Consider the following 25,745-nt stretch of genomic DNA (forward strand, 5'->3'; position numbering starts at 1 on the left):
TCAAAACTTGATGCGCGGATCAGCCAGCGCATATAAAAGGTCGGAAACGAGAGTCCCCACCAGTGTCAGGACGGCAGCGATTAAATTGAGGGTCAGGATGACCGGAAAATCGCGCGACAAAATGGCATCGTAACCAAGCCTGCCCATGCCCGGCCATGCAAATATTTGTTCGAAAATAACCGAACCGCTGATGAGACCGGGGATCATCAATCCGAACATGGTGATGAACGGAAGCAGGGCATTGCGCAGGGCGTGTTTGTAAATCACTGTGTCTTCATCCAGCCCCTTGGCTCGTGCGGTTCGAATGTAATCATGATGAACCACCTCCTGCATCTGCGAACGCACAAAGCGCGACAGCACGGCGATCCCCAGAATGGCAGTCATGATGGCGGGCAGTGTCAGGTGCCACAGGCGATCGTTGATCCGGATCCAGGCGCTGGCTTCCTCCAACCCAAAGGTACTCATACTGATGACGGGGACATCAAAAGTCTGGACGATATAGATGATCAACAGGGACGACAGGAAGAAACCGGGAAAAGAAATCAGAAAATAGGAGAGAAAGGTGCCGGTTTTGTCGTAAGTGGATCCGCGTTTCAGGGCAGAGGCTATCCCAAAGGGAAACGCAACGCACCATGTGATGAGTGTTGCCAGTATGAACAAGGGTAAAGAGTTTAAAAACCGGGACCAGATTTTTTCCAGCACAGGCTGATTGTCCTTGAATGATTTCAGTTCTCCGCTGAGCAGGTCGCGCATCCAGTAATAATATTGAACATGCAAAGGGTCATCGAGATGAAACGCGGCGCGGATGCGTTCGATGTCCTCTGCTTTCATCCGGGGGTTGGATGGGTCGACGAGACTCGGTTCACCCGGTGCCAGATGTACGATGGTGTGCGCCAGAATGGAAATGATCACCAGCAGGATGAGACGCTGGCCAATATTACGAAGAATGAACGCGAGCATGTGTCTTGGGTCAGAAGCTGGAGTCCGGTATACTGGCTGGCATGGACATTCACCAGATCAGTCAATACCTGGACGGGTTATTGGAAATCCATTCTATCAAGGATTATCCGAAAGCGCTCAACGGGCTGCAAGTAGAAAACAAGGCGACCATCCGCAAGGTCGGGCTTGCCGTCGATGCCTGCCTGGCTACCATCAAAATGGCAAAGGAAGCCGGATGCCAGATGATGTTTGTGCATCATGGACTGTTCTGGGGTGGACTTCAATCGGTACGTGGCCCGCATTACCAGAAATTAGCAGCGCTGATTAAAGGTGATATCGCCCTGTACTCAGCCCATCTGCCGCTGGACATGCACCCTTTACTGGGCAATAACCGGGCTCTCGCGGATCAGGTGGGTCTGGAAAAAGTGGAAGCCTTTGGCGAATGTGAAGGGCAGTTGATCGGGTTGAAAGGCCGGGTTCCAAGGCAGTCCGTCAAGGAGATCGCCAGGAAACTCGAGATGCAGCTTTCGGGACCGGTGAAAGTGATCGGGCAGGGGGAAGTGGAGACGGTCGGTCTGGTGACTGGCGGGGCGGGTGACATGATTCACCAGGCTGTGGAAGCGGGTCTTGATTGTTATATCACCGGAGAAGGGGCCAACCACCAGTATCATGAAGCTGAAGAGGCAGGCTGTGCGCTCCTGTTTGCCGGGCACTATGCAACCGAGACTGGGGGTGTGAAGGCAGTGGGCCGTCACCTTAAAGAACAATTTGGAGTTGAGACCGTATTCCTCGATTATCCGACCGGTATGTGAGCAGGAAATTCAAAAAATGTTTCCTGCGATTAAACCCCTTTGATAAAGTTTCTCAAAAATAGTTTTTTAGTCACAATCCCCTCCCTGGTTCTATTCGCCGTTTTCCTTTGGACAAACCGGAGCCAACCTCAACAAAACTATTGTTTGTGATGAACACGGCGCGGTTTCCTTCCCAGATTGAAACGCAGGGCGCGATAACATCCATTTCGCGGTTCAATGATTATTCCCGACAGACAGCGGAGAGGCTTGGTCTGGAGTTTCTGGATTTAACCGAGGTATTTCAGGAATCCTGGAACAGGGAAGGGCAACGGCATAAATGGACAATAGACAGCCATTGGAACCACAAAGGCCATCAGGTGGTTGCGGAGGAGTTAACCCTGAGGGGGAACAATTTACTGAATCCCTGGCGGTTGGAAAAGCCAGGGATTGAGACATTCAGCGCCGGTTATGATCCCGTTTGATTTTTGCGGGTTGGCGTTTGCTGTTGAAGATCAGCAGGCTGGTGATGGCAAGGAGTGATGCTCCCAAAATCATGGTCCAATCAAGTTGCAGTGTCATGTGTGAACTCCTGTTAAAACGTGAATCGATGTTTTTCGAATAATTCCATTGTCACCCTGTCCGCATTTTCTTTTTTGACTTCAGCTTCAATACGTTTGACGCCCATGTCGCGGATGAAGGCGATCGGGATTTTCATGACCTTGGCTTTTGCGTCGTCATCCCACTGCAACTCAAAAGTCGGTTCTTCCTGGGGTGCGTTCTCTTCCTGCGCTTCCCGTTGCTTGTCTTCCTCAGTCACTTCCATGCCCATGGCTTCTTTTGCAGATGCCGGCATGATGTTGGTGAACACTTCTTCGATAATTCCGGGTGTGACCATTTTGTCACCGCGCTCCCGGGCGCGTCCTTCAATGGTCTGCTTGGCCATGCCGAGTACAAAGGGGGGGACCTTTTCCATTTTCTCCATGGCTTCCTTGGTCCAGGGCATCCCCATGGTCGGCGCAGATTCCATATAGTTTTTGAACTTGTCGACGATGTCTTCTTTCTTTTCTGTCCTGAGTGCAAGAAAATCTTCAATCTCTTCGATCACCTCGACCTTGCGTGAACTTTCAGACATTTTTTGTTTAGCCACATCGAATGCGCCCATCGACAATTCTTCGAAACCGAATTGTTTAACCCGTTTCGAAACCAGCATCATGGACTCGTTGCGGATTTCAGTGAGGTAGTCCGAGGTGATATATTTGTAGCCGCGTTTTACTGCTCGCTGGACCATGAGCTTCCTGATACCGGGACGCACGAATTCCGGTGCGTGTTTCACTCGCTCCCAGGCTTCAACCGTCCATTCGACGTTGTTTTCGTCTGCATAGGGGTGATCAATGCGATCCGATTCTTCAATTGCTTTTTCGTCTATTTCTTCCATAATTCATCTCCTCCGAGTAGAGGACATCCTCTATTTGGAGATAGGGTATAATGTCCCCGGCTCCCGGGACATGTTAATCTTTTAAACAAACAAGCCTATAGGGGACCTGTTGAGGGTCCTGAACCTCCTGAAAACAGAATACCGAATAGTTGTAGGTCTTCCTAGAAATTACTGAAACCCATGGATAAAGTCAACGAAATTACCGGGTCGGAAGCGCTTCCCGGGCAAACCGAAATAGCGCATTCTTCCCGCCTGATGTACCTGTTTTTTTTCCTGTCCGGGATTACGGCCCTGGTTTACGAAATAATCTGGACGCGGATGTTGACCCTGGTATTCGGGCACACCGTATATTCCGTTTCGGTGGTGCTTTCTGCTTTTATGGCCGGGCTTGGATTTGGAAGCTACGTATTCGGCCATGCGATGGACCGCTTGATAAATCAACAGGATGCCGGCAAAGAACCTCTGGCGGCTCTCAAGACCTACGCCTTTATTGAACTCAGTATCGGAATCATGGCGGCTGGGTTGTCCGTATTGTTTGCAGAGTTTGACTTTATTTATGGTTGGATGCACAACTGGTTGCCGGAGTCTCCTCTGGTGTTGGATGGTTTAAAGGCCGTGCTGTCTTTTGGCCTGATCTTTCTGCCCACTGCGTTGATGGGAGCCACCCTCCCGATCATCAGCCGGTATTACGTCACCGATAACAGTCGAATGAACACCCAGGTGGGATTGCTCTACTCCCTGAACACACTGGGAGCCGCAGCCGGTTGTTTGCTGACCGGATTTTTCTTCATTGCTTCTTTTGGTGTTTTAGAGACCGCTCTGGCTGCAGCGGCACTCAACCTTGCCATTGGGGTGGGCACCTGGCGGTTGTATCAGGAAAGAGCTGAGGGTAAAAACGGGACCATTCAATTTCCACGGCTCACACTTCCCAAACTGAAATGGACAAAAGACAGTCAACTGTGGCTGTTGGTCAGTTTTGTTTGCGGGTTCACCGCGCTGGCCTATGAGGTGTTGTGGACCCGGCTTCTGGTGTTCAGTATTTCGAGTACCGTGTATGCATTCAGCCTTATGCTCGCTGTCTTTCTAGTCGGGATCAGTCTCGGCAGCGGACTGGCAGTTCCAATCATGAACCGAGTGCAGAACCTGCGGACTCCACTACTTATGATTCAGGGGCTTGTCGGGTTTTACAGTTTGTTGACTTTATTTAACATGCAAAAGATTTTGTCTCCTCCCTGGAACAGTTACAATCTGGAGAAACCATTAAACACATTTTCTACATATTTTTTTGATTCAGCAGCCCTGATGCTGCCACCAACCTTGTTGCTCGGGATGAGTTTTCCGATCCTGATAAAACTGGCAGCCGGTGATCAAAAAAATATTGGTGTCGGTACCGGGCAGATTTACGCGGCCAACACTCTTGGCGCAATTCTCGGCTCTCTTGTCGCCGGGTTTTTCCTGTTGCCCGGATTTGGCGTTGAAGCCAGCCTGGTTCTGGTGGCCACGCTCAACCTCCTCATGGTGCCGGTTTTGTTCCGCACCGGTAGCTACGCCACACACAAAATGCGCCGCGTGTTAACCATTGGAATGGCAGCCTTGATTCTTTTAATGAATCTGGCTTTGCCGGATCAAATGTTAACCGGGTTTTTCATGCGCGACAGTACCGGAAACCGTGACGTTAAACATCTCCTTCATTTTTCCGAAGGCATTACCGATACGGTAGCCGTTTTTCAGGATCCCCTGGGGCAAGTGGAACCGAACGCAAAACGTTTGATCACCAACGGTATTTCAATGTCCGCTTCAAACAAAATCGCCTCTCGCTACATGAAATTATTAGCGCATGTTCCTGTGCTTTTGTCGGACAACCCGGATGAAGTGCTGGTGATCTGTTTTGGTACCGGCCAGACTGCGGGTGCCGCCGGGCTCCATCCGCGTGTGGGGCAGGTCGATGTGGTGGAACTTTCCAAAAGTGTGATCGAGGCGGGTTCTGCGTTCAGGCAGGAAAACCACAATGTGCTCCAAAACCCGAAAGTCAACATCATCATTCAGGACGGGCGCAATCATCTGTTGACCACGCGAAAGCAATACGATGTGATCACCGGTGAGCCGCCGCCCCCCAGAACCGCATTCACCGTCAATTTGTACACGCAGGATTACTACGAAATGGCCAGAGCCCGCTTGAAACCTGGCGGACTGATGGTGCAGTGGGTGCCTCTTCACAGCCAGAGTGCAGCTGAAGTAGATCAAAATTTTGCTACTTTCCTTTCCGTTTTCCCGCACACCATAGCTTTTTTAACTGTTGCCAACGAGATCATGCTGGTGGGTTCTGATCAACCTATCGAGCTTGATTTTAAAAAACTGCAACAACGGATGAATGATCCGGTAATCAAGCTGGCCCTCGACAGCCTGTATATCGAAAACGCGCAGGCTCTTCTATCTAATATCTGGTTTTTCGAAGAAGACCTCCATCGCTTGTCTGAAAACCAGAGTCTTATAACGGATAACCACCCCTCCCTGGAGTTTTATCTTGATAAAGGCCCGGTCATTGGTGTTGCCAGCCAGGAACGGCTGATTTTTAACCGGACACCAGGCGAGACTATTTTGTCCCGAATCAGGAACATGGATAGGGAGAACCGCCAGCGATTTAAGGACTATTTCAAGGCAATGGATTTTTATCAACGGGGTGTGATGTATGGCAATCGTAAAATCCTGCTGGAGGCCATCAATCTGGTGGAAAATGACGAACTGATTCGCTATCACCTTCAGGCCGGGACCGAACAGGTGGCGCGACTGTTAGCTGCCATCGAAGAGGATCCAGAAAACCTGGAAGCTATGGTCGAGTTGGGTCATGCCTGGTATCAGTTGGGAGAATATGAAAAGAGCGCGATGATATTAAGGCGTGTACGGGAAAGGGTACCGGATAATCCGGCCGCGATGCTGTACCTCGGTTATAACATGATGGAATTGGGCCAATATGAGGGAGCGCAGAAGTTACTGAAGGAGGCTACGCGCAAAGATCCCCGGCAGATGCGTTCCGTGTTGCAACAAATTGCTTTTATCCAACTTCTCCAGCAACAAAGTAAATCACCGGATGATACGGGACTCCTCCTGGCCACAGCGCAGTTTTATAATATGCGGGAAGACTACACCCGGGCTCTTGAATTCTCGAAGAAAGTTCTGGATTCGGACCAGTTGCATGAAAAGGCCCTGCAAAGCGCAATGTTCAGTTACCGGGGGTTGGGCAGACCTCGCGATGTTCTGGCCCTTGGGGCTCACTACAAGCTGGTCAATCCGGACGATATCACTTACCAATACCTGATGGCTGAAATGTTGGCGAAAACACTTCAGTGTGACAAGGCTATCCCCTATTTCGAAAAGGTCATTGAAAAGGACGACACCTATCGAAAAGCGCTCAAAATGTTGCGGGATTGCAAACGAATTCTGGAGAAATCAGGTGTGTCAGAGGGCAAATCCAGGGAAGCCGCCTAGCCCAGCTTCTTAAGGATAAAACTCGTTTTCATCGGAGTATTGATCGGCAATTTCAGCCAGCTTTGGCAGGCACTTTTTAAATGCCTGGACCAGTTTGGGGTCAAACAGCTTTCCGCTTTTTGATTCGATTTCTTCCATTGCCTTCTCTGGGGACCATGGCTTTCTGTGGGGGCGTTTACTGGTCAACGCATCAAATACATCGCAGATGGAAACGATCCGGGCTTCCAGAGGAATTTCCTCTGCTGAGAGACCATTTGGATAACCATTTCCAGCCCACCGTTCATGATGGTTGAGGGCAATCACTTCAGCTTTCATTAACAGATCCGAATTGCTTCCCGAAAGAATTTCCGCCCCGATCCTGCAATGGGTTTTCATGATCTCCCATTCCTCGTGGTTCAGTTTTCCCGGTTTCAGAAGAATTTCGTCGGGGATGCCAATTTTACCAACATCGTGTAATGGACTTGCCTGCAATAACAGTTCGCATTCCCTGTCGGGTAGCCCTACCTCCCGAGCCAGGGTTTCTGTAAACAGGCCGATGCGGATGACGTGCATACCGGTTTCATTGTCCCTGTATTCTGAAGCTCTCCCCAGCCGATCCAGAACTTCCTGACGGGTTTTTTCCAATTCCTGGGCGCGTTCCTGAACCCTTTGTTCCAGAGACTTGTTTTGCTCGCGTATTTCATTATGCAGCATCCGGACTTCCAGCATATTGTTGATGCGGGCCAGAATTTCGGCCAGGTCAAATGGTTTTGCGATGAAATCCTTGGCACCACTTTCCAAAGCAGCCAATCGGGTTTCTTCATCTTGTTGTGCTGTGAGGGCAAGGATGGGGTGGTAGCTGTCTACCGGAGACTTTTTCTTAAGACAACTCATCACTTCAATGCCATTTAAACCCGGCATTTTCAAGTCGAGAACCATCAGGTCCGGCTGTTCCTTTGTATAAAGGTCAACGCCTTCCTGCCCACCCTGGGCAGTTAAAATATTCTGGTACCCAACCTTGTTGAGCATGCGTTTCAGTACTTTTAAATTACCAATTTCGTCATCTACAATGAGAATTTTGGCACTAAAAAATTTTGAAGAGGTTTTGGTGTGCGAGAACATTTTTTAATGGATTATTTTTTTAAAGTTGTGGCAAAATTTTTTTAAAGAGTCTTTCTGCTGGATGCATAGTTGTTACTTTTAGTAAAAGGGGAAAAAGCCCAACGGTCAATATTTCAAAGCAGATTTTTATTTAAAATTTTTTGAATTGAAATTTATATTGGAAAAGTAAAATTACATTTCCCGATTGAGGCTATTTATAGGCCTGAAAAGCATATTTCCGATAAAAAAATTCGGATGAGGGAGGGTTTTAAATCTGGTTTTTTAATCAGTATTTTTTCAGGATTCGTTTCAATATTTTCCAGATACCGCCGAACCAATCGAATAGTTTATTTTTAATCCAAAGCCTGGGATTGAATAGCCTGTGGTGAGTTTCTTTTAAAAGGCGGGGAATATCCAGGTTCTCAGGGCATCGTGGAAGACAATCTCCACATTGAGTGCAATGGGATGCAAACTCGCCGGGAAACCAGTGTCCTTTTCTTTCGAGCATGTTGTAACGGTACTTTCCAAAAGAGCGCATGTCATACGCAACCAGCATATTGCGGAAACGGAGTACTTCCGGGATGTTTATGTTCTCCGGGCATGGCAGGCACTCCAGGCAATAAGTGCAGCGCGAATTTAATTGCTCAAGAGGTTGATCCAACCGTGCCTTGATTTCTTGATCGGTCTCACTTGAATACTGATGGTTTTCAAGCATCCTGAGGTTGGAATCAAAATGTTCCGTAGCATGCATGCCGAGCGTGAGGGTGGTGACTTCGGGATGACTCAGGCAAAACCGTCCGTTAAATTGAGTGGCTGACTGAGGAGAACAAAGTTCTTCTACTTTTTGCGAGGGATTCCACAACTGCCCCCCTTTGTCATTTGGCGAAATGATGAGAATCCCCATATCTTTTGAACCAGCCAGTTTTACTGCCGGAAGATTGTGCTGGAAAAAATAATAGAAATGGAGATTGACGAAACTGAACAGGTCGGTTTCGATAGCTTTCATCAAAATATTCAGCGGAGCGTGTGTGGAAAAACCAATGTGACGTATCAATCCCTGTTCCCGAAGCTTTAAAAGAGCCTCTACCGGGCCACCGGCTTTGCAGGCCGCATTCAGGCGTTCTTCGTTATTAATGCCATGCCATCCATAAAAGTCGATATAGTCCAACCGAAGAGTTTGCAGTTGTTCCTCAACCAGCCTGAAGGTATCGTCAGCTGTCATGGGAGCGCCCTTCGTCATCATTTTGTATTGTTCCCTGGGAACTTTTAATTCGTCCAGCGCGAGACCGAACAGATGCTCACTCTTCATATACCCATGTGCCGTTTCAATGTGGTTAATGCCAACATCCAAGGCATGACGAACCGTTTGGACAGCGTTGTCAATAGAGGTTTTCGGCAGGTGGCTTCGAGGTGGATCCCATCCGTGAGTGAACCGCATTCCTCCCAGAGTTAATACGGATATGGACTCACCGGTTTTACCAAAGCGCCGGTATTCCATTTGTGGTGTGCCGGCAGGGGATGTTGGAGTGAAGGGGTTGGAGTCCATAGTCCAACATGCTAGGCAATTTACAGGGGGTGGGTCAATGTAAAAACAAGGTATTTTGCGTCACAGGGTTTGACAGGAGCCATGGCAGATTTTACGATGCGACTATGTGGAAGGCACTGAAAAATCTTTTGGGTAGGGAAAGCAGCCCGGACAAGGAAACGGCACACGATTCAAAGGTGGCGTCGACTGATATCCCGGTACCTCCAGAAAACCGGGAAGAGGATCTCTCACCCTGTTATGAAGCGCTGGGTGTGGTACATACCGCCAACCTGAATCAGGTGCGCCGGGCCTGGAAGCAGAAGTTAAAGGAAGTTCATATGGGGCACTATGCGGACGACCCGCAAACAAAGGAACAGGCACGTCTGCGCACCCGGGAGTTAAACGATGCCTATCACGCAATTCAAAAAAAATTGTTTTAGTACCATTGGATATTTTTTCCCTCTAATTTAGGGGGAGGCGCAGCCAGGAAGATTAAAAGTTTTAAGGATATTTGGAAAGAAATAATTCATGAACGAATTCCGCTTCATACATTGCTCTGACCTGCATATCGACAGCCCGTTCAAAGGGATCATGCAATCAGACTCTGCCCTTGCAGCTAAATTGAGGGAGGGGACCTCCAAAGCCTGGCTCAATATTGTGAAGCTCGCGCTCAAGGAAAAAGTCGATGCGGTTTTCATCTCCGGTGATATTTTTGATGGTGCCGACCGAAGCCTCCGCGCCCAATTCAAATTCCGCGAAGGGTTGAGCCAGTTGTCCCAGGCGGGTATTCCCTCCTTTATTGTCAACGGCAATCACGACCCGCTCGACTCCTGGTCACGAGCCCTCAGTTTCCCGGAAGGGGTGACCGTTTTTTCCGGAGAGCAGGTTGAATGTTTTCCGGTAATCAAGGATGGGCGCGCCCTGGCGCAGATCTATGGCATCAGCTTTCCTCAGCGCGATGTCCAGGAGAACCTGGCGAAACGGTTTAAGGTAACCCCGCGCGATGGTTTCAACATCGGCCTCCTGCACGCCAACGTCGGCGGTAATACAGACCATGACAGCTATGCTCCCTGCAACCTCGACGATTTGAAATCAGATGGTATGGATTACTGGGCTCTGGGTCACATTCATAAACGCGAAGTTTTGTCTGCCGCAAATCCGGCGGTCGTTTATTGCGGAAATTCCCAGGCTCGCCATTTTAAAGAGGCGGAGCCCAAGGGCTGCTGTCTGGTAACACTGCGGGAGAAGAGCGAGCCCGACATCGAGTTTGTTGCCACTGATGCGGTACGGTTTTCAACGTTGAATCTGGATCTCACTGGAATCACCAACCTCGAAAAAATGATGCAGGCGGCGCGTGATGGTCTGCAGACTCTGATGAATGGAGCCGGGGACCGGAGCGTTGTTTTGCGTCTGTTGCTTACGGGTCGCACCGGGTTACGCATGGAATGGCAACAGGACGGAGCTTTGGCCGATATTGCCTCTGAGTTGGCCGATAGCTTCGGCAATCGTGAACTTTCAATTGAGCTGGTCGACCATACCCGGGGACTGCACAATCTGGAGGCTCTGCGCGAGGGTAAGGATTTTTTTGCCGATTTGATTTCTCTTTATGATGAAACCCTCACAGCACCGGAAGATGAACTCAGGGATGTAGTCGCGGATCTTTTTTCGCAATGGAAAGGCAAAGCTGCGCTGGATTCGCTCAGCGAAGAAGACTTGAAAGAATTGCTGGAAGAGGCACGGGATTTGACGCTCGACCGCCTCCACCTGACCGATGAGGTGGGCTGACCCATGCAACTGCGCGAAATCCATATCGACAGTTTCGGCGCCACCCGGGAATTGAAACTGACTGGACTGGCTCCTGGAATCAATGTCCTGTACGGCCCCAATGAATACGGGAAATCGACCGTCATGGAATTTGTCCGCCGGGTGTTGTTCGGGTATAAGGTGTCGACCAAACACAACGCCTATCAGGCTGAAGGGAAAAATTACGGGGGTCGGCTTGCAGTTGAAACCTCCGATGGAAAAAACGCGGTCATCGCACGAACCAAAGGCCCGCACGGGGGACCGGTCACGATCACTCTCGGCAATGAATCTTTAGAGGGCGAGCCTGCTCTGAAACAGTTGCTAGGCCACGCTTCCAAAGACCTGTTCAACAATGTCTACGCTTTTACTCTGGATGAATTGCAGGATCTGGATTCGCTAGGGGCGGATGAAGTAAAAAACCGGATTTACGGCGCGGGTATGGGCCTCAATCGGGTATCACTCAGCAAGGTGATGGAGGGGCTGGGAAAAGAAAAAGAGGACTTGTTTAAAAAACAGGGGAGCATACCTAAAATAAATTCCCTCTATAAAGAATACGAAGGCTTGTCCAAAGACATCCGTGGCTTGAGCGAAAACCTCCCGGCCTATGATCGTTGTGTTGAAGAACGGAATACTCTGGAAACACAATGCATCGAGCTGGAAGAAAAACTGGCTGCCGATGAAAAGCTGAAGCGCGATCTGGAACTGCGTCTCGAACTGTACCCGGTTTATCTGGATCTGGATGAGGCGCACCGGGAACTGGAAACGCTGGGTCCGAGAATTTCGTTTCGGGAAAACACCCGCGAACATCATGAAAAACTGGTAGAGGAACTCGCCGGGATTTCGCGTCAGATCTCCGAAGAGAAAGGCCGGCTGAATCAATTGCAGACACAGTTGGGCAGTCTCAAGGTCCCGCAGGCCTTTCTTGAAAAATCCCATGACGTGGAGTGGATGCGGCAGAAAATCGAGCAGGTAAAATCTGCAAAGGAAGACCTCATCACCTGTCAGCACGATCAGGACCGCGCCGAGGATCAGATTCAGGCGGATATCAAAACATTCGACCCGGATTGGGATGAGGAAAGGGTGAAACAGTTCACGCTCACCGGTTCGGACCTTTCTGAAGCAGAGGCTTTTGCTCAGTCTCTACAAGCATTGGAACAACGTGCGCGCGATGCCACCTCGCGACTGGACTACCACCGTCAGCAAAAAGCTGCCGCAGAGTCCGGCAAAAGTAAAATCCCCGGATGGCTCAACTCGTTTGTTTATGGATTTGCCGCTGTTGCGGCGGGACTTCTCATTGGCGCCGCCGTGGTCGGTTCTATCGGTCTGGCGCTGGGTGGGGTGTTGGTTGCGGCGTTGGCCGGGTTGCTCTTATTCAATATTAAAAAACGTTCGGATGATTTTGAAACCGAAGACTTAACCGAAGCGAATCTTGAAATGGAATGTCGGCAGGCTACGGAAGCCCGTGACATAGAACACGAACGCTGGCGCGACTGGGCTGGAGCAAAAGGCTTATCCCGACAACTTGCGCCGCACAAGATTGAATTGACCTGGGGCCGAATCCGGGAAATAAAGGGACGGATTTCCGACCGGGAAAACCTCGGACGCAGGATCGCAGAAATGCAGAAGGTCCTCGACGAAGCCCAGGATAAAGTCGAGGGGATTGCACCGCACATTGATGATTTCCAGGCGGGACCCGACCTGATCGCCAACCTGTCACTCATCTGCAAGAGTTGGGATCAGGCACGGGGACGGGAAGAAGAGAGTCGTCAATTAATGTCGCGCATCGAAGAGCAGACAGGTCGTATCGCACGCCTCGAAGAACAGTCAGCCGTGTCCCTTGAGGCGAAGGCGACTCTTGTGAAAGAAGCCGGAGTGGAAAACGATGACGCATTTAAAGAGAGGCTGGAATTGTTTTCGAGGCAGACGGCTCTTGAAAATAAACAACAGGACGCCCGGCGCAGGATCCAGGAGCGGGTAGGGGGCGGGGGTGACTATAAGTTATTTGTTGAATCACTGGGTCGGACCAAACCCAATGAGCTTGAAGCCGAGCTGGAACGCATCGCGCAACGGCTGGAGGAAAACCGGGCGGAGTCCCGCCGATTACGGGAGTCGATGGGAAAACTGGAGGGCGAGGCCGAGCGGCTGGTTTCTGAAGAGACTCTGCTTGAAAAGCAGACGCAGCAGGAGTCGCTGCGTGCGGAAATCAACAGACATGCACGGGAGTGGGCGAAGCGGGCGTTGGCCGAGGCACTTTTAAAGAAAGCCAAAGATCGTTATGAAAAAACGCGCCAGCCGGGAGTGATTGTAGCGGCGGCGAAGCGGTTCGAACGTATCACCGAAGGAAGGTATCAGAACATTATCAAACGTTTTGAAGAGGACAACCTGGTGATTCAGGACAAGGACCTTCGCGAAACAGGAGTGGTCGAGATGAGTCGCGGCACACGCGAGCAGTTGTATTTGTCTTTGCGGCTCGGATTGATAGAAGAGTATGAAAGCCGCGCTGAACCGTTACCGATTATTATGGACGATGTGTTCGTTAATTTTGATGACGACCGCAAACCGCGCGTGCTGGAGTTGCTAAAAGAGTTCACGGCCAAGCGGCAGGTGTTGTTGATGACCTGCCACCGCGACACCCGGGACCTTTGTCTGGCTCACGGAGCCAAAGCAGTGGAGTGGTAGTACTTGCCAGCCAAAGCCAGAGCTTTTGGTGGTGTGAGTGAAATAACTCGAATATTGTTGCAGTCCCCCTGTCTTCCTGTGATGGGGCTCCTGCCTGATCAACCTTTCTCAAGCCGAACCGAGTCACCCTGTTTAATTTTGCCGCTTTGAACAACCGTTGCATACACTCCGATATAACCTTGATTGTGCTGAGCCGCCGTTCGCAAAATGCCAGTATCTTTTGGGAGGTCACCTTGGCCTAAAGTCGTCATCACGCAACGGGGACATGCTTCTGTTACTTTGAGCCGGACCTCATTCCCCAGGACGAGCGTATGTCCAATCCATTCATTTTCAACAAAACTATTTTCAGTGCCGATCGTTTCGACAACGATGTTGGGACGAAACCGCTGGATGTTAAATTCGCCCTCAGGATAGATTTCGCTCAACCGGGAAAGAGTGGAAGTGGTTAAGAGATGCAATTTAGCCGCATCGAAAAACGTCCCTTCGGGTAATTCAAAATCGGTAACTGATTCTTTTTCCACCCGACCATCCAGATCCAGATTGTACTCTTCCGAGCTTGCTGTCCAGGAATCGGGAATGGGTGACTGGACACCTGCTATTTTTCCACTTTCCGTCCTCGCGAGAAAGACCTCGCGGCCAAAGGCTTGGGATAGTTTCTCGTCAATTCCAGACTGGTCACTGCTGACAAGAGTGCCATCAGGAAATTTAATGGTGACCGGAGATATCGAGTTATTTGAGGCGAGATCCTTGATTGTGGCCTGGTAGTTCAGAAGACTGGGCCATTTTTTGGGGTTCTTTGCTGTGGCGACTTTCCCATCCGCTTTGTCGATAATAGCGTAGCCCCGATCTCCCCATAACCCGTTCTGGCCTATTTCAGAAGTTGACAATATTTCTCCTGTCATCGACTTAACAGGGTATCGCGATAAATATGTAATATGACCCAACGCTATTTGTTCCGTCACAAAAGTTTCTCCTGTTTCATTAAGTTTGACGATTGGATTTGTTCCTGCCGCCTTGTGAAAATCTACCGGGTAGTTTTTCACAAGGCTGACAGAACAGGATTTCTAACAGTTTTTTGTGTTTTTAGGAAGCTTTTACATCCGCCATGGAGGCACCAAAGTTGATATGAAAAACTTCATTGTCCAGTACCAATGCAGGAACCGATTTCACACCTTTTGCTTCAGCCGTTGCAATTTGATCCGGTTTTTCAGCGAAATGAACCACTTCAAGCGAATATTTTGCAGGATCAATAGCCTGGCTGACCATGTCTTCTGCAGTCACACATACCGGACAACCCGCGTGGTAAAAAACAGCCTTTTTCATTTTGACGCTCCTTTGTGATGTTTGAATATTAGTTTTGAATCGAAACTAAAATAATCATAGCGCGGGAACTCTCGTTTGTCAAACAAGTTTCGAGTCAATACTTAAAAAAATTGGGAGGGTGTTTTGTGGATTGTGTGGAGGATCGGGTATTGTTGGGGTGTGGGACTCTGGGTTGTTAATATATAATCTGAGGAAAGCGGATTCTCTATAACGGAAGGGGATTGTTTATTCAGAAATAATTAAATACCAGGCCATTGATGGATCTCGTTTTTTAGAGACTGAGTAACCATTTAGCGAAGATTTCGTGCGATGGGTTCGTTAACTTTGAAGACGACCGCAAACTGCAGGTGCTTGAGTTGTTAAAAGAGTTCACCACCAGGCGGCAGGTATTGCTGATGACCTGCCACCGCGACACCCTAGAGCTTTGCCATGGCCCAAGGTGCTCTTGCCATTGAATGGTAAGTCGTTCTTTATTTGAAAATAGAAACGGATTGGGCATTTTTTTCGGATTGTAATGGTTTGTTTTGTTGTCTGTTTCTGTCAGGTCATTTATTTGCTTTTTTTTGGATTGAGGATTAAATGGGTTTTGCAGTTTCATGGATGGCGATCAAAGGAAAACCTCAACAGAAAATCCTTGATGCATTGGAGTTAGGTGAGACGGGGGAAAAGGAGAAGGATGTAAATTCTGGGATTAGTGGAGCCCTGCTGCCAAATAATTGGTATCTGATTTTCTTAGACGAATTTGAATCTAAATATGTTTCAGATAAAATTCTCATACCTCTTTCAGAGGGTTGTGAAATGGTCGTTTGTAATATTGAAGAGCATGTAATGTATTCCAGTGCCCAATATTGGGGAAATGGTCGAAAACTTTGGCAAGTGTCACATGATTCACAACAGGGAATGTTAAATTTAGAAGAAGAGGGGATTCTTCCGGAAGATTTTGAAAATATAAAAAGTGTGAAATTTGCAGAGCAAAAAAAAGAGGGTGGAGAAAAAGCTGATGTAGATTGTGTCTTTGATATTCCCTTGCATTTGGCAGAGGCGTTAACAGGTTTCAGGCATGATATGGAAAATCCTGATTTTGAAAATATTGAGTTTTCTATTCTGGTTTCAATGAATCCCAATAAACCCAGGCCTTGGTGGAAATTCTGGTAGTGAATTCTGTGGCTATTTTTTTCTAGTTTTTGGCTCAATGGTGGAATGAAGATGAGGTGGCATAGGTGATTTGTTTGGAATAAGTGCGAGGACCGAAAAGGAGAAAAAGCAAAGGCGAGATTCTTCACTCCACTTTGTTTCGTTCAGAATGACAAAATGTCCGTCATCGCGAGCGACTGGAGGGAGCGTGGCGATCCAGAGGTCTGGATTGCTTCGTCGCTTTTGCTCCGGAGGCAGTATCCAAGTCTAATGGTTAAGAGGGGTAAGAGACTTTTGCCAGCCGTTTGTAATAAAACTACTAAAACCAACTTATTGTCATTCTGAGCCGCAGGCGAAGAATCGCGCTTTTGCTTTTACATAGATAGCCTTTTATCATCGGGCGAAAATCAGCCTTATTGAGCCACTCTCAAAATAATCCTTGAGTTAGCCCTGAATAATCCGTAAAATATTTACACATAATTTTATGGGTAAAAATAAATGGACGTTGAACATGAAAAATCAGTCGATACACGCTCGCAGATCCAGGACGCGGCTCTGGAGCGGTTCGGCCGTTACGGATTCGGCAAGACCACCATGGCCGAGATCGCCCGCGACTGCGACATGTCCGCCGGCAACCTGTATCGCTACTTCGAGAACAAGACGGAGATAGGTGCAGCCTGTGCCAAGCGCTGTATGGGGGAATCCGAGGACGAAGTCCGCAAGGTCCTGAAAGAACCGGGCATGACTGCCGCCCAGCGCCTGGAGGCCTTCATCCTAAACAAGTTACGGTACATGCACGGCCACTTTGCGGACTTCCCGACCCTGCTTGAACTGGTCCTCCACATCACTGAAAACCGCTTTGATCTGGTAGTTGCCCACTGGGGAAAACTGCAGTCGATGGTGGCGGAAATCCTGGCTGAAGGCAATCGCTCCGGCGAATTTGAGGTCGAGGATATCCTGAAAACCGCCGAGGCTTTCCTGCTCGCCAACTATAAATTCATAGCCCCGCGGAACATGGCGGGTTATGAACTGGAAACCCTGGAGCAGGAAGCGCATGAGGTCCTGTCCCTGCTGATTAAGGCACTTAAAAAGGGCTGATTTTTTTTGCCCTCTAACTGAACATTTTTCAAAATATTTAATATTCAGCCAATGAACAACAACGTCCAGCCAACTTCAAAATTTGCCAGCTTCGTCATTTCCTGGCGTTGGATGGTCATCCTCCTGATGCTGGTCCTGATCGGAATTTCGGCAAGTGGCGGACGCTTCCTCGCCTTTTCGACCGACTACCGGGTGTTCTTCAGCGAGGACAACCCCCAGCTCAACGCATTCGAAACCCTGCAGAACACCTACACGAAAAACGACAACGTCATGATCGCCATTGAGCCCAGGCAGGGTGGGGTGTTCACGGCGGAAACCATGAAGATCGTAAAGGAACTGACGGAAGCTTCCTGGCAGATTCCTTACTCCATCCGCGTCGACTCGGTGACCAACTATCAGCACACCCGCGCAGAGGAAGACGACCTGATTGTCGCGGACCTCGTAAAGAATCCGGGAAAGATGGGGGCCGAAGAATTTAAAAGTGTCAAAGACATTGCGCTCACGGAACCGCTTCTGATCGGTCGCCTGGTCAACAAGACCGCTTCCATCACCGGGGTTAACACAACCGTCAACCTTCCGGGTAAAGCCAATGAGGAAACGCCCGAGGTAGTGACTTTCGTCCGTGACATGGTGGAAAAATTTCGCGCCAAGTACCCGGACACCAATTTTTACATGACCGGCGTTGTGTTCATGAACAATGCGTTTGATGAGGCGGGTCGCGGCGACATGATGACGTTGATCCCCATCATGTATTCGCTGGTCATCATCCTGTTGTGGTGGATGCTGCGTTCATTTTTCTCGATGCTGACCACCATTCTGGTGGTGGCGTTTTCAGTTATGACCGGTATGGGCCTGGCAGGTTATGTGGGGATATTGCTGACACCCATTGCGGCCAATGCGCCGATCATCATCCTGACGCTGGGCGTTGCAGACAGTATCCATATACTCACTACCATGCTGCACGAGATGCGGATGGGTAAGAGCAAGCGCGATGCCATCGCCGAGTCGTTGCGCGTCAACCACCAGCCGGTCTTCATCACCAGTGTGACCACCGCTATTGGTTTCCTCAGCTTGAACTTCAGTGACTCGCCGCCGTTTCAGGATCTCGGTAACATCGTCGCCATCGGTGTGATGGCAGCCTATGCGTATTCAGTCACCCTGTTGCCTGCATTGATGACGATCCTGCCGGTTAAAGTCAGGCCATTACCGGAATCGGGTCGACTGCCTGTGGACTGGCTGGCCGACCGTGTAATCGCCAAACGCCGTCAATGGTTTTTCGGGATGATGGCCTTTGTGCTGGTGCTGGTGGCGATGACGCCGCGTATCGAAATTGACGAACGATTCAATGAATACTTCGACAAGCGTTTTGATTTTCGCAACGACAACGATTACGTCGTCGCCAACCTGACGGGTTTCGAATCGATTGAATACTCGCTGAAGGCGGCGGACTCCGGCGGAATTGCTGATCCGGAATATCTCAAGACAGTGGACAAGTTTGCAGAGTGGTATCGTGCCCAGCCGCATGTGATGTACGTCGGCACATTGACCGATATCATGAAGCGTCTCAACAAGAACATGCACGGCGATGATCCGGCCTGGTACAAATTACCGGACCGGCGTGACCTCGCGGCTCAATACCTGCTGCTGTATGAGTTGTCGCTCCCCTTTGGGCTGGACCTGAACAACCAGATCAATGTGGACAAGTCCGCCATCCGCTTCACTGCTGTGCTGGATAATATTTCCACACGGGAAGGCCTGGAGCTCGAAGAACGGGCGCAGACCTGGTTGCGCGAAAATGCTCCGGCGAGCATGGAGGGTCCGGGGGCGAGTCCGTTGATCATGTTCTCGCATATCGCCATGCGCAATGTGGAGGCGATGATGAACGGTGCTGTGCTGGCTCTGATATTGATCTCCGCCATTCTCGTGATGGCACTCAGGAGTATGAAGTTTGGACTGGTGAGTATTGTTCCCAACCTGATGCCGATTGCGATGACGTTCGGTATCTGGGCGGTGACGGTGAAGTATGTCGGCCTTTCGGTTTCGGTAGTGGCTCCGGTTGCACTCGGGATCATTGTCGACGACACCGTGCATTTTCTGAGTAAGTACCTGCGCGCCAGGCGGGAACGTAAGGCCACGCCAGCCGAAGCGGTGCGTTATTCGTTCCACACTGTTGGCACCGCACTTGGGATCACCTCGCTGGTGCTGGCGATCGGGTTTTCTGTTTTAGGGTATTCGGGTTTTACGATGAATGTTCATCTGGGGGTGATGACGGTTATTGCCATCGTCTGTGCTTTGGCGGCGGACTTCCTGTTCCTGCCCCCATTACTTATGAAACTGGAGGGAAAAGATCATGAGAAATTTCATTCTGGTTTTAGCAAGTCTGATGCTGTTAACCCCGGTCTCGCTCCTGGCGGGAAAGGGTGATGTTGCTGATAAGGAAAAACAGAAGGAAGAAAAAGTCCAGGTAGTGGTGACTCAGATTCCTGATGTCGCCGCACAGGATGCAAAAGAACAGGTTAAAGAAGAAACGAATGAGGCCAGTAAGGAAGACCTCATCATTCGTGACCACCTGGCGGTGGGGCCAAAAAGTTGACCATTGGATTACCTCGTAAAATTTGTGGAGTAATTCAATGTTCAACGTTGCAAAGGAACCTTTGTGTAATTGTTTAATCAGAGGCCAGAAATTTTGGGGACACCCTTATACAGGCTCAAGATGACAGTTAAAATATTGTCTTGTCATTCTGAGGACCAACGGGACGAAGAATCTCGCCTTGGACCTTCGGGCTTGGGTAATGCAAAGCTCCTATTGTTAAAGGGGGACGCGAAACAGGGGGTTTCTAATTCGTTGTCCATGCGCCGAGCGCTTGTTGGCCTTCACTTAAGTTATTTGGAGGAAAGAGTATGAAATATCTGCTGACCGTGCTGACCCTGGCGGGACTGCTCGTCCCCGCCGGGGTTCTCGCTGAATCTCCCGAGGAAAAGGGACTGGCGATAGCTGTTGAAGACGATAAACGCGATAACGGGTTCCAGGATTACCAGGCCGACATGGTGATGGTGTTGACCAACCGCTCCGGAGAAGAAGCGAGGCGCCAGATTCACACCAAGAACATGGAAGTGAAAGACGATGGCGATAAATCACTGGTCATCTTCAACGAACCGCGCGATGTCAAAGGTACGGCTCTGCTCAATTTCTCCCATAAAACCGAAACCGACGATCAGTGGTTGTACCTGCCCGCACTCAAACGCGTCAAGCGCATCAGCTCCGCCAACAAATCCGGCTCATTCATGGGCAGTGAGTTTGCGTATGAAGACATCACCAGCCAGGAAGTGGAGAAGTATACGTACAAGTGGCTGCGTGACGAGGAAATGGACGGCCTGCCCGTGTTTGTTTTCGAACGTTACCCCGCTTATGAATACTCAGGCTACACCCGGCAGATCGTGTGGCTGGACAAGAAAGAATACCGTCCGCTGAAAATTGAATATTATGATAAGAAGAAAACGTTGCTCAAGACGCAGACTTTCGGCGGCTACAAGCAGTATCTCGACAAATACTGGTATCCCGATGAGATGCACATGGAGAACCACCAGACCGGCAAAAAGACGACACTATTCTGGTCGAACTACAAATTCCGGGTCGGCTTCAAATCCCGCGACTTCAACAAGAACAGTTTAAAAAGAGCGAGATAGCCTTTTTCATGGCGATACAACCCGCCCTAAAAAATAGACCAGGCCGGTGGCGCGGTCGCGGATGCAGAACAGGAAGGGATGATCGGCGCAGAAAACTTCTGGGGCCGGAGGTTCGCTGTCGTCGATTCCCATTGCGGTCATGACGGCAGTAACAGCGGCGGCTTCGGTTCCTTTTTCATTCACATCAATCCACACCTTGTGCAGGACCTCGCTCACCCAGACCGGTTCGATTTCTGCAATCCCCGGGATGTCCGCCTTGCCCTGATCAAACACATCTCCTGCGCCCAGGGCGGTCAGGGTTTCATTTAAACTAAACTGGTTTTCGATTAAAAATTTTGGGAAGATTACTTTGACCGGTTTCCACCGCATTTTTTTGCAAAGTTTTTCCAGCCGTTCCCCGGTCAGCCATTTTTCGAGTGTGGGCAGTCCATCGTTTTTTCCGGGCAGGATGACCATCATGCTCAGGCTTCCATAAACGTATTTCATTTCCAGCGCTTTAAAATCCTTTTCCTCGCTGTGGTAGTAGCCGAATGTTTCCTCCTGCCTCATGAATTCCGCTTCGCCGGTGCTGCCGTCTGCAAGGTTAAACGGTTCTTTTGCATTGTCGGCTTCATTAAACTGGTGCTCCCAGGATCCTTTGAAGTAAAGGGCATTGGTCAGAATGAGGCGGACGAATCCCCAAGGCAGGTTTTCATCCATGATTTCCCGGATGCGTCCGTGAGTGTGTTTGCTCACCCACTGGTTGATCATTTCGATGGCGACTTCTGGCGTGGGAAGAAACTGCATGTTCTCGACATGGGCCGAGAAGGCTTTCTTTACACGTTCGATGTATTCCGGGCGGAAGGGATATTCCTTTTGTCCCCATATGGCATTGGCCAGCTTCAGTACCAGATCGCCGGAGGCCTCATCAACAAGCAACTGGGAGTCAGAATCTACGGATGGGTCGCCCGCGTGGCTCAGGATGTTTGCATAAGCCTGCAGGTTGTGGAACCAGGTTTCGACCTCCGAAGGGGTTTTTGAAAAACCGAGGACTTCGGCAAGCTGTTGTGCAGTCCGGTCTTCCGCTCCCAGGTACAACATGCCGAGTGCGCAGGCAATACTGATGGGAGACAGGGCGCAATTGGTATTTTTTTCTTCAATGGATTGAAGAAGTTTCAGCCCAAAGGCGTTGCTTCCAGATGCGAGGGGTTTCAGTGCCTCGGGTTGGAACGGTGTTTGATCGGAGGCCATGGTATTTCCTTTCAATAATATAAAAACAGGATAGGGGCAATCGGATTTTAGCCCAAATAAAAGGAACATTTTTTTTTCGCATTTTTTCGGTGAATTATTGATTCTCACGGGCCTTGAGTTTGCGGTATGCTGGTTGGGTTACCTCTAATAGAAGGGATGTCCCATGAAATTTTATATTCTCCGGCGGATTGTGCCGGTTCTCGCGATAGTTTTTCTTTGCACTCCACTCTCGGCCACGCAGGCTGCTGAACTTTCCGATCCGTTCAACCGGTTGATTGTGGTTAAACGCGATATCGAAAAGCGACACGGCAAGGTTTTCCTGCAGTGTTTTCCTTTCCTCAAAAATATTGGCGATAATCAAACACAGACTGAATGGGTGAAGCGTTGTGCCCAGGGTGCTCAGACTTTGTCCGATGCCCTGAAAGAAGCACCGGGTTCCGGAGTGAAAGAGTTTGGGATCAGCACGCGTTTCCTGAGCACGGGCGGTTTCTACAGCCTGCTGGTGAAATGGGATGCTTCTCGCGATCAAATGGTGGAAGCGCTGAAGGCCAGTTCCAGGGCGGGTGAACGTGAAAAGTTGTTTAAAAAAGTCGATGGGTTCAAGCGCACCATCCTGACCAACTTTGCTTTCAGCGAATTGTATTGCACCAAAACAATTTCAAACGAAGAGTGCTTGAAAGGCTACGAAACCCTGGCCTCGGTCACTCCAACGGACAAACTGCAGAAGAAACAATGGGGTTCGGTGGTTATTTCAGACACGCTGACTCCGGGTGAGGACCCGACTCTCCTTTTGCTCAGGCACGATCAGGCGGCGGACGCGATGAAAGACCGCCTGCTGAACAACAAGGCGCAAAGTTTCTGGGACAAGCGTCGCAAGGTGTATGAGGAGATGGATGAAAAGTTTGGCGAGGCGTTCCGACGCAAGTTGCAGGCACCGAATGTGTTTTGTGATCCGGAGCTGAATCGCGAGGAATGTCTGCAGGGTGCCAGGACCTTGCATACATTGGCGGATAAACTTGCCGACCGGCCCTGGGGTAAAATCTGGATCAATCGCCACAACACGATTCTCTACAGTGATTATGAATCGGCGATTCGTTTTGATATTCAGCCTGCCGAGGCACTCAAGTTTTTTTCAAACAAGGTCACGCGGGCAGAGGTTGAATCCAATGTGACGAAGGCCGAGGACTTTGAGAAAAAGTTGAAGAACAATTCAACCGGCCTGCGTGCGGTGTGTGATTTGCGTGGAATCGAGTCGAAGTTATGTCTTGAGGGGTTCGAGCAGTTCGTGCAGTTTGTGAAATCCAATCGCGAATTCAAAGTCCCGGCACCCTGGGAAACGATCATGTTTGTCGATGGCCGGCAACTGGGGCGGGTCAACTTCGCGCTCAACTCAAGCAGCCGCAGCAGCTACCTGTATTTCAATGCACGGTCCGGATTTAACGGACTTTCCGCGTTCTTGAAACAGACGAAAAACAACTGAATTATTTTGTGGGAAAGGACACCTGCAATTTTGGCGGGTCCTTCTAAAACGAAAAGTCCGAGGCGAGATTCGGAGTTTATCCGGAGCCTGTCGTAGGGTCACCTTCGGTTCCTCCGAATGACATTTCAACGAAGTTACAATCCTTAAATTTTTAAGCATTCGCTGTCCGCAGAGGATAACCTTGCGGGGGGGGGGCTAATGGGCGGACCCTGTGGAGGTGCCAAAACTTTTTGAGCGTATTGAAAGATGCTTCTTGTTCGCCCCTTCGACAAGCTCAGGGCAGGCTCTTGTGGAGGACTTATGCCATCTGGGCGGTCTGGCCTTTGCGGACGTCTTCCGGGAGAAGGAAGTGGGCGGTGTCATAAGCGGGATTGGACAACACGCACTGTTTCCCAACCAGGGTGCGCGTGTTGATGACAACCGGGGCAACGAGGTTGGCTGTCATTTTCGTGAAATCCTGCGGAATCCTGACGATCACCAGCGTGCACAGGGCGTCTTTTTCGGTAGCACCGATGCAGGCTTTTTCTTCCGGTGACAGTTGGGGACGGTAATCCGGAACGTAGACGAAGGGGTCCGTGACCACGAAAGCCAGGTCCGGGTTTTTCAGTGATTGCAGCCATTGCAAGGGACATTCGACTTTGGCGTCGAATGGTAGCATGGCAAATTGTTTCTCTCCCTCGAAGCCATAGAGGCCTTCCGGGAATTTCAGAATTTCTTCGTCTTTTATCTCGAATGTTCCAAGGCGCGAGGATTGATAAGTCATGGTTTTAATTTATTTTTTATCAATTGTGAGACCTGTGACGGGTCAAACTCGGTTGATGATGCGGCCGATACATTTTCATCCTTGATCTTGTTGAAAACCTCTTCCCGGTAGATTTTGGTCTCCCGGGGGGCTTCGATGCCGAGACGGATGTTCCGCCCTTTAATATCTATAACGGTTATTTTCACATCTTCATTAATTTTAATGCTCTCGCCTATCTTCCGTGTAAGCACAAGCATGGTCCGGGCCTTGGAAAGGGTTGATTTTTATTCAATTTAACGGTTTGATTCTATCATACTGCCGAAATTTAGGGGGAAAAGCGGGATTGAGGGGGATTGTTTGACTCTGGGGCCTCAGATGTGCTAATTTCCCATTTCCTTTGACGCTTTCGCGTTTTTGACATATTGGTTGGGTAGCTCAGTCGGTAGAGCAGAGGACTGAAAATCCTCGTGTCGGCGGTTCGATTCCGTCCCCAACCACTCCTTTTTTCTTGGAGGGGAATTCATCTCCCCGGGACTGCATTTCCGGATTTGGGTAAAAACTTTTTTGGGCCTCCACGATCGTTATCTTAATTGGAGATTCCCATAACAGGGAAAGCCCGGAAGTGGTAAGATATTCATTATGGATACTATAAAGAATACATTGTCATGGACTTTATTGGGGGCCTGCATGTTGCTCCTGGCGGCCTGTGGTGAACAGGGAAATGAAAACGTGCCAACAGATGTAGCGCCTAAATCTCCGATTGATGGCGCGCAAATGACCAGCTTGTCTGAGGGATCCAAAACACAGAACGGTCCCCCCAGTGAAGTCATGCGTCAGGCGGAAGGTTCAAGTTCCGATATCGAGGGTCACCCGGAAGTTGATCCAAACCAAAATGCCGTCACGCGTGAAGTGGTGGTGCCGCCTGCTGTTGACGGTAAATGGAAAGCAGTCAAGATCATGGTCCGCAACAAGGTGGACGAGGAAAAAAGCAAAATGCAAATGGTCGACCTCGGTTCAAGTTTTATGATCGACGGCGCACCACTCAAGGTAACGGTCGGTCCCTTCCTGCCAAACTTCGTGATGGATAAGGCGGTTTACACCTCCGGCGGCAATGAACTGGCCAATCCGGCAGTTCGTCTGGTGGTTGAAGAAGGCGACAAGACTCTGTTTGAAGGCTGGGCCTTTGCCAAGTTTCCGGGGATGTATGCCTTTGAGCACGAAACCTATTCCCTGCAGTTGATGGATTTTATCCCGGTTAATACCAGTTGATTCAATAAAGAGTTCGTTGGGGACCCACCGCAGGTCCAGTTAAA

General features: G+C 49.7%; 22 protein-coding genes and 1 tRNA gene. 14 read left to right on the forward strand and 9 right to left on the reverse strand.

The window, feature by feature from the left end; genetic code table 11:
- Nucleotides 1–960 carry an ABC transporter permease gene (locus G3M70_08170; protein QPJ61854.1) on the reverse strand — a complete coding sequence of 320 codons (960 nt, stop codon included), beginning with the start codon at nucleotides 958–960 and terminating at the stop codon, nucleotides 1–3.
- Between the two features lie 41 nt (nucleotides 961–1,001).
- Between G3M70_08170 and G3M70_08175 the strand changes: the two genes are divergently transcribed.
- Together G3M70_08175 and G3M70_08180 are read left to right on the forward strand one after the other, a co-directional pair.
- Complete coding sequence (locus G3M70_08175) at nucleotides 1,002–1,751, forward strand: Nif3-like dinuclear metal center hexameric protein (protein QPJ63755.1); 750 nt, start codon at nucleotides 1,002–1,004, stop codon at nucleotides 1,749–1,751.
- Nucleotides 1,752–1,858: 107 nt separating this feature from the next.
- A complete protein-coding gene (locus G3M70_08180) occupies nucleotides 1,859–2,212 on the forward strand; it encodes a hypothetical protein (GenBank protein QPJ61855.1) in 354 nt (117 codons plus the stop codon).
- Nucleotides 2,213–2,322: 110 nt separating this feature from the next.
- Here the strand turns inward: G3M70_08180 and G3M70_08185 are convergent, their stop codons facing one another.
- The gene (locus tag G3M70_08185) at nucleotides 2,323–3,156 is read right to left on the reverse strand and encodes a hypothetical protein (protein ID QPJ63756.1); all 834 of its coding nucleotides are present in this window, start codon (nucleotides 3,154–3,156) and stop codon (nucleotides 2,323–2,325) included.
- Nucleotides 3,157–3,483: 327 nt separating this feature from the next.
- Here G3M70_08185 and G3M70_08190 point away from each other — a divergent pair, with 327 nt between their 5' ends.
- The gene (locus tag G3M70_08190) at nucleotides 3,484–6,651 is read left to right on the forward strand and encodes a tetratricopeptide repeat protein (protein QPJ63757.1); all 3,168 of its coding nucleotides are present in this window, start codon (nucleotides 3,484–3,486) and stop codon (nucleotides 6,649–6,651) included.
- A 9-nt stretch (nucleotides 6,652–6,660) separates the two neighbouring features.
- Here the strand turns inward: G3M70_08190 and G3M70_08195 are convergent, their stop codons facing one another.
- On the reverse strand, nucleotides 6,661–7,752 hold the full coding sequence (locus tag G3M70_08195) for a response regulator (GenBank protein ID QPJ61856.1): 1,092 nt from the start codon (nucleotides 7,750–7,752) through the stop codon (nucleotides 6,661–6,663).
- 265 nt (nucleotides 7,753–8,017) lie between these two features.
- Complete coding sequence (locus G3M70_08200; protein QPJ63758.1) at nucleotides 8,018–9,229, reverse strand: aldo/keto reductase; 1,212 nt, start codon at nucleotides 9,227–9,229, stop codon at nucleotides 8,018–8,020.
- 56 nt (nucleotides 9,230–9,285) lie between these two features.
- Here G3M70_08200 and G3M70_08205 point away from each other — a divergent pair, with 56 nt between their 5' ends.
- The 3 genes from G3M70_08205 (at nucleotide 9,286) to G3M70_08215 (ending at nucleotide 13,738) form a co-directional block, all read left to right on the forward strand.
- Nucleotides 9,286–9,696, forward strand: a complete 411-nt coding sequence (locus G3M70_08205) for a hypothetical protein (GenBank protein ID QPJ61857.1) — start codon at nucleotides 9,286–9,288, stop codon at nucleotides 9,694–9,696.
- An 88-nt stretch (nucleotides 9,697–9,784) separates the two neighbouring features.
- Nucleotides 9,785–11,041: a DNA repair exonuclease gene (locus tag G3M70_08210; GenBank protein ID QPJ61858.1), complete on the forward strand. Its 1,257-nt coding sequence runs from the start codon at nucleotides 9,785–9,787 to the stop codon at nucleotides 11,039–11,041.
- A gap of 3 nt (nucleotides 11,042–11,044) precedes the next feature.
- On the forward strand, nucleotides 11,045–13,738 hold the full coding sequence (locus G3M70_08215) for an AAA family ATPase (GenBank protein QPJ61859.1): 2,694 nt from the start codon (nucleotides 11,045–11,047) through the stop codon (nucleotides 13,736–13,738).
- Nucleotides 13,739–13,836: 98 nt separating this feature from the next.
- Here G3M70_08215 and G3M70_08220 read toward each other — a convergent pair whose 3' ends face one another.
- Entirely contained in the window at nucleotides 13,837–14,640 is an 804-nt protein-coding gene (locus tag G3M70_08220) for an MOSC domain-containing protein (protein ID QPJ63759.1), read from the reverse strand.
- A gap of 181 nt (nucleotides 14,641–14,821) precedes the next feature.
- Entirely contained in the window at nucleotides 14,822–15,061 is a 240-nt protein-coding gene (locus G3M70_08225; protein ID QPJ61860.1) for a thioredoxin family protein, read from the reverse strand.
- 579 nt (nucleotides 15,062–15,640) lie between these two features.
- Between G3M70_08225 and G3M70_08230 the strand changes: the two genes are divergently transcribed.
- From G3M70_08230 to G3M70_08250, 5 genes are all read left to right on the forward strand, one after another.
- Nucleotides 15,641–16,216, forward strand: coding sequence for a hypothetical protein (locus G3M70_08230; protein ID QPJ61861.1), 576 nt, complete (start codon nucleotides 15,641–15,643; stop codon nucleotides 16,214–16,216).
- 477 nt (nucleotides 16,217–16,693) lie between these two features.
- Nucleotides 16,694–17,293 (forward strand): TetR/AcrR family transcriptional regulator, encoded by a 600-nt coding sequence (locus tag G3M70_08235; GenBank protein QPJ61862.1) that lies wholly within the window; start codon nucleotides 16,694–16,696, stop codon nucleotides 17,291–17,293.
- Between the two features lie 51 nt (nucleotides 17,294–17,344).
- Nucleotides 17,345–19,717: an MMPL family transporter gene (locus tag G3M70_08240; GenBank protein QPJ61863.1), complete on the forward strand. Its 2,373-nt coding sequence runs from the start codon at nucleotides 17,345–17,347 to the stop codon at nucleotides 19,715–19,717.
- Nucleotides 19,677–19,886, forward strand: coding sequence for a hypothetical protein (locus tag G3M70_08245; GenBank protein ID QPJ61864.1), 210 nt, complete (start codon nucleotides 19,677–19,679; stop codon nucleotides 19,884–19,886). The genes G3M70_08240 and G3M70_08245 overlap by 41 nt, the downstream gene beginning before the upstream one ends.
- Nucleotides 19,887–20,194: 308 nt before the next feature.
- Nucleotides 20,195–20,980, forward strand: a complete 786-nt coding sequence (locus G3M70_08250; protein ID QPJ61865.1) for an outer membrane lipoprotein-sorting protein — start codon at nucleotides 20,195–20,197, stop codon at nucleotides 20,978–20,980.
- 6 nt (nucleotides 20,981–20,986) lie between these two features.
- Here the strand turns inward: G3M70_08250 and G3M70_08255 are convergent, their stop codons facing one another.
- On the reverse strand, nucleotides 20,987–22,210 hold the full coding sequence (locus G3M70_08255) for a serpin family protein (GenBank protein ID QPJ61866.1): 1,224 nt from the start codon (nucleotides 22,208–22,210) through the stop codon (nucleotides 20,987–20,989).
- Nucleotides 22,211–22,373: 163 nt separating this feature from the next.
- Here G3M70_08255 and G3M70_08260 point away from each other — a divergent pair, with 163 nt between their 5' ends.
- Complete coding sequence (locus G3M70_08260; protein QPJ61867.1) at nucleotides 22,374–23,690, forward strand: hypothetical protein; 1,317 nt, start codon at nucleotides 22,374–22,376, stop codon at nucleotides 23,688–23,690.
- 298 nt (nucleotides 23,691–23,988) lie between these two features.
- Here the strand turns inward: G3M70_08260 and G3M70_08265 are convergent, their stop codons facing one another.
- The gene (locus G3M70_08265) at nucleotides 23,989–24,453 is read right to left on the reverse strand and encodes a flagellar assembly protein FliW (GenBank protein QPJ61868.1); all 465 of its coding nucleotides are present in this window, start codon (nucleotides 24,451–24,453) and stop codon (nucleotides 23,989–23,991) included.
- The gene (gene csrA, locus G3M70_08270; protein QPJ61869.1) at nucleotides 24,450–24,689 is read right to left on the reverse strand and encodes a carbon storage regulator CsrA; all 240 of its coding nucleotides are present in this window, start codon (nucleotides 24,687–24,689) and stop codon (nucleotides 24,450–24,452) included. The genes G3M70_08265 and csrA overlap by 4 nt, the downstream gene beginning before the upstream one ends.
- 167 nt (nucleotides 24,690–24,856) lie before the next feature.
- On the opposite strand from csrA, the gene G3M70_08275 reads away from it, so the two are divergent.
- Both G3M70_08275 and G3M70_08280 read left to right on the forward strand, forming a co-directional pair.
- A tRNA-Phe gene (locus G3M70_08275) sits at nucleotides 24,857–24,929 on the forward strand.
- A gap of 142 nt (nucleotides 24,930–25,071) precedes the next feature.
- Complete coding sequence (locus G3M70_08280; GenBank protein QPJ61870.1) at nucleotides 25,072–25,701, forward strand: DUF2155 domain-containing protein; 630 nt, start codon at nucleotides 25,072–25,074, stop codon at nucleotides 25,699–25,701.
- The last annotated feature ends 44 nt before the right edge of the window (nucleotides 25,702–25,745 follow it).

Source organism: Candidatus Nitronauta litoralis (assembly GCA_015698285.1).
Lineage (GTDB): Bacteria > Nitrospinota > Nitrospinia > Nitrospinales > Nitrospinaceae > Nitronauta > Nitronauta litoralis.

Excerpts from the sequence above, each read along its gene's own strand:
- csrA (QPJ61869.1), bottom strand. The coding sequence starts at position 24,689 with ATGCTTGTGCTTACACGGAAGATAGGCGAGAGCATTAAAATTAATGAA.
- G3M70_08225 (QPJ61860.1), bottom strand. The coding sequence starts at position 15,061 with ATGAAAAAGGCTGTTTTTTACCACGCGGGTTGTCCGGTATGTGTGACT.
- G3M70_08255 (QPJ61866.1), bottom strand. The coding sequence starts at position 22,210 with ATGGCCTCCGATCAAACACCGTTCCAACCCGAGGCACTGAAACCCCTC.
- G3M70_08175 (QPJ63755.1), top strand. The coding sequence starts at position 1,002 with ATGGACATTCACCAGATCAGTCAATACCTGGACGGGTTATTGGAAATC.
- G3M70_08240 (QPJ61863.1), top strand. The coding sequence starts at position 17,345 with ATGAACAACAACGTCCAGCCAACTTCAAAATTTGCCAGCTTCGTCATT.
- G3M70_08265 (QPJ61868.1), bottom strand. The coding sequence starts at position 24,453 with ATGACTTATCAATCCTCGCGCCTTGGAACATTCGAGATAAAAGACGAA.
- G3M70_08230 (QPJ61861.1), top strand. The coding sequence starts at position 15,641 with ATGGGTTTTGCAGTTTCATGGATGGCGATCAAAGGAAAACCTCAACAG.
- G3M70_08170 (QPJ61854.1), bottom strand. The coding sequence starts at position 960 with ATGCTCGCGTTCATTCTTCGTAATATTGGCCAGCGTCTCATCCTGCTG.
- G3M70_08220 (QPJ63759.1), bottom strand. The coding sequence starts at position 14,640 with ATGACAGGAGAAATATTGTCAACTTCTGAAATAGGCCAGAACGGGTTA.
- G3M70_08195 (QPJ61856.1), bottom strand. The coding sequence starts at position 7,752 with ATGTTCTCGCACACCAAAACCTCTTCAAAATTTTTTAGTGCCAAAATT.
- G3M70_08245 (QPJ61864.1), top strand. The coding sequence starts at position 19,677 with ATGCTGTTAACCCCGGTCTCGCTCCTGGCGGGAAAGGGTGATGTTGCT.
- G3M70_08215 (QPJ61859.1), top strand. The coding sequence starts at position 11,045 with ATGCAACTGCGCGAAATCCATATCGACAGTTTCGGCGCCACCCGGGAA.
- G3M70_08205 (QPJ61857.1), top strand. The coding sequence starts at position 9,286 with ATGCTAGGCAATTTACAGGGGGTGGGTCAATGTAAAAACAAGGTATTT.
- G3M70_08235 (QPJ61862.1), top strand. The coding sequence starts at position 16,694 with ATGGACGTTGAACATGAAAAATCAGTCGATACACGCTCGCAGATCCAG.
- G3M70_08210 (QPJ61858.1), top strand. The coding sequence starts at position 9,785 with ATGAACGAATTCCGCTTCATACATTGCTCTGACCTGCATATCGACAGC.
- G3M70_08250 (QPJ61865.1), top strand. The coding sequence starts at position 20,195 with ATGAAATATCTGCTGACCGTGCTGACCCTGGCGGGACTGCTCGTCCCC.
- G3M70_08200 (QPJ63758.1), bottom strand. The coding sequence starts at position 9,229 with ATGGAATACCGGCGCTTTGGTAAAACCGGTGAGTCCATATCCGTATTA.
- G3M70_08190 (QPJ63757.1), top strand. The coding sequence starts at position 3,484 with ATGTTGACCCTGGTATTCGGGCACACCGTATATTCCGTTTCGGTGGTG.
- G3M70_08260 (QPJ61867.1), top strand. The coding sequence starts at position 22,374 with ATGAAATTTTATATTCTCCGGCGGATTGTGCCGGTTCTCGCGATAGTT.
- G3M70_08280 (QPJ61870.1), top strand. The coding sequence starts at position 25,072 with ATGGATACTATAAAGAATACATTGTCATGGACTTTATTGGGGGCCTGC.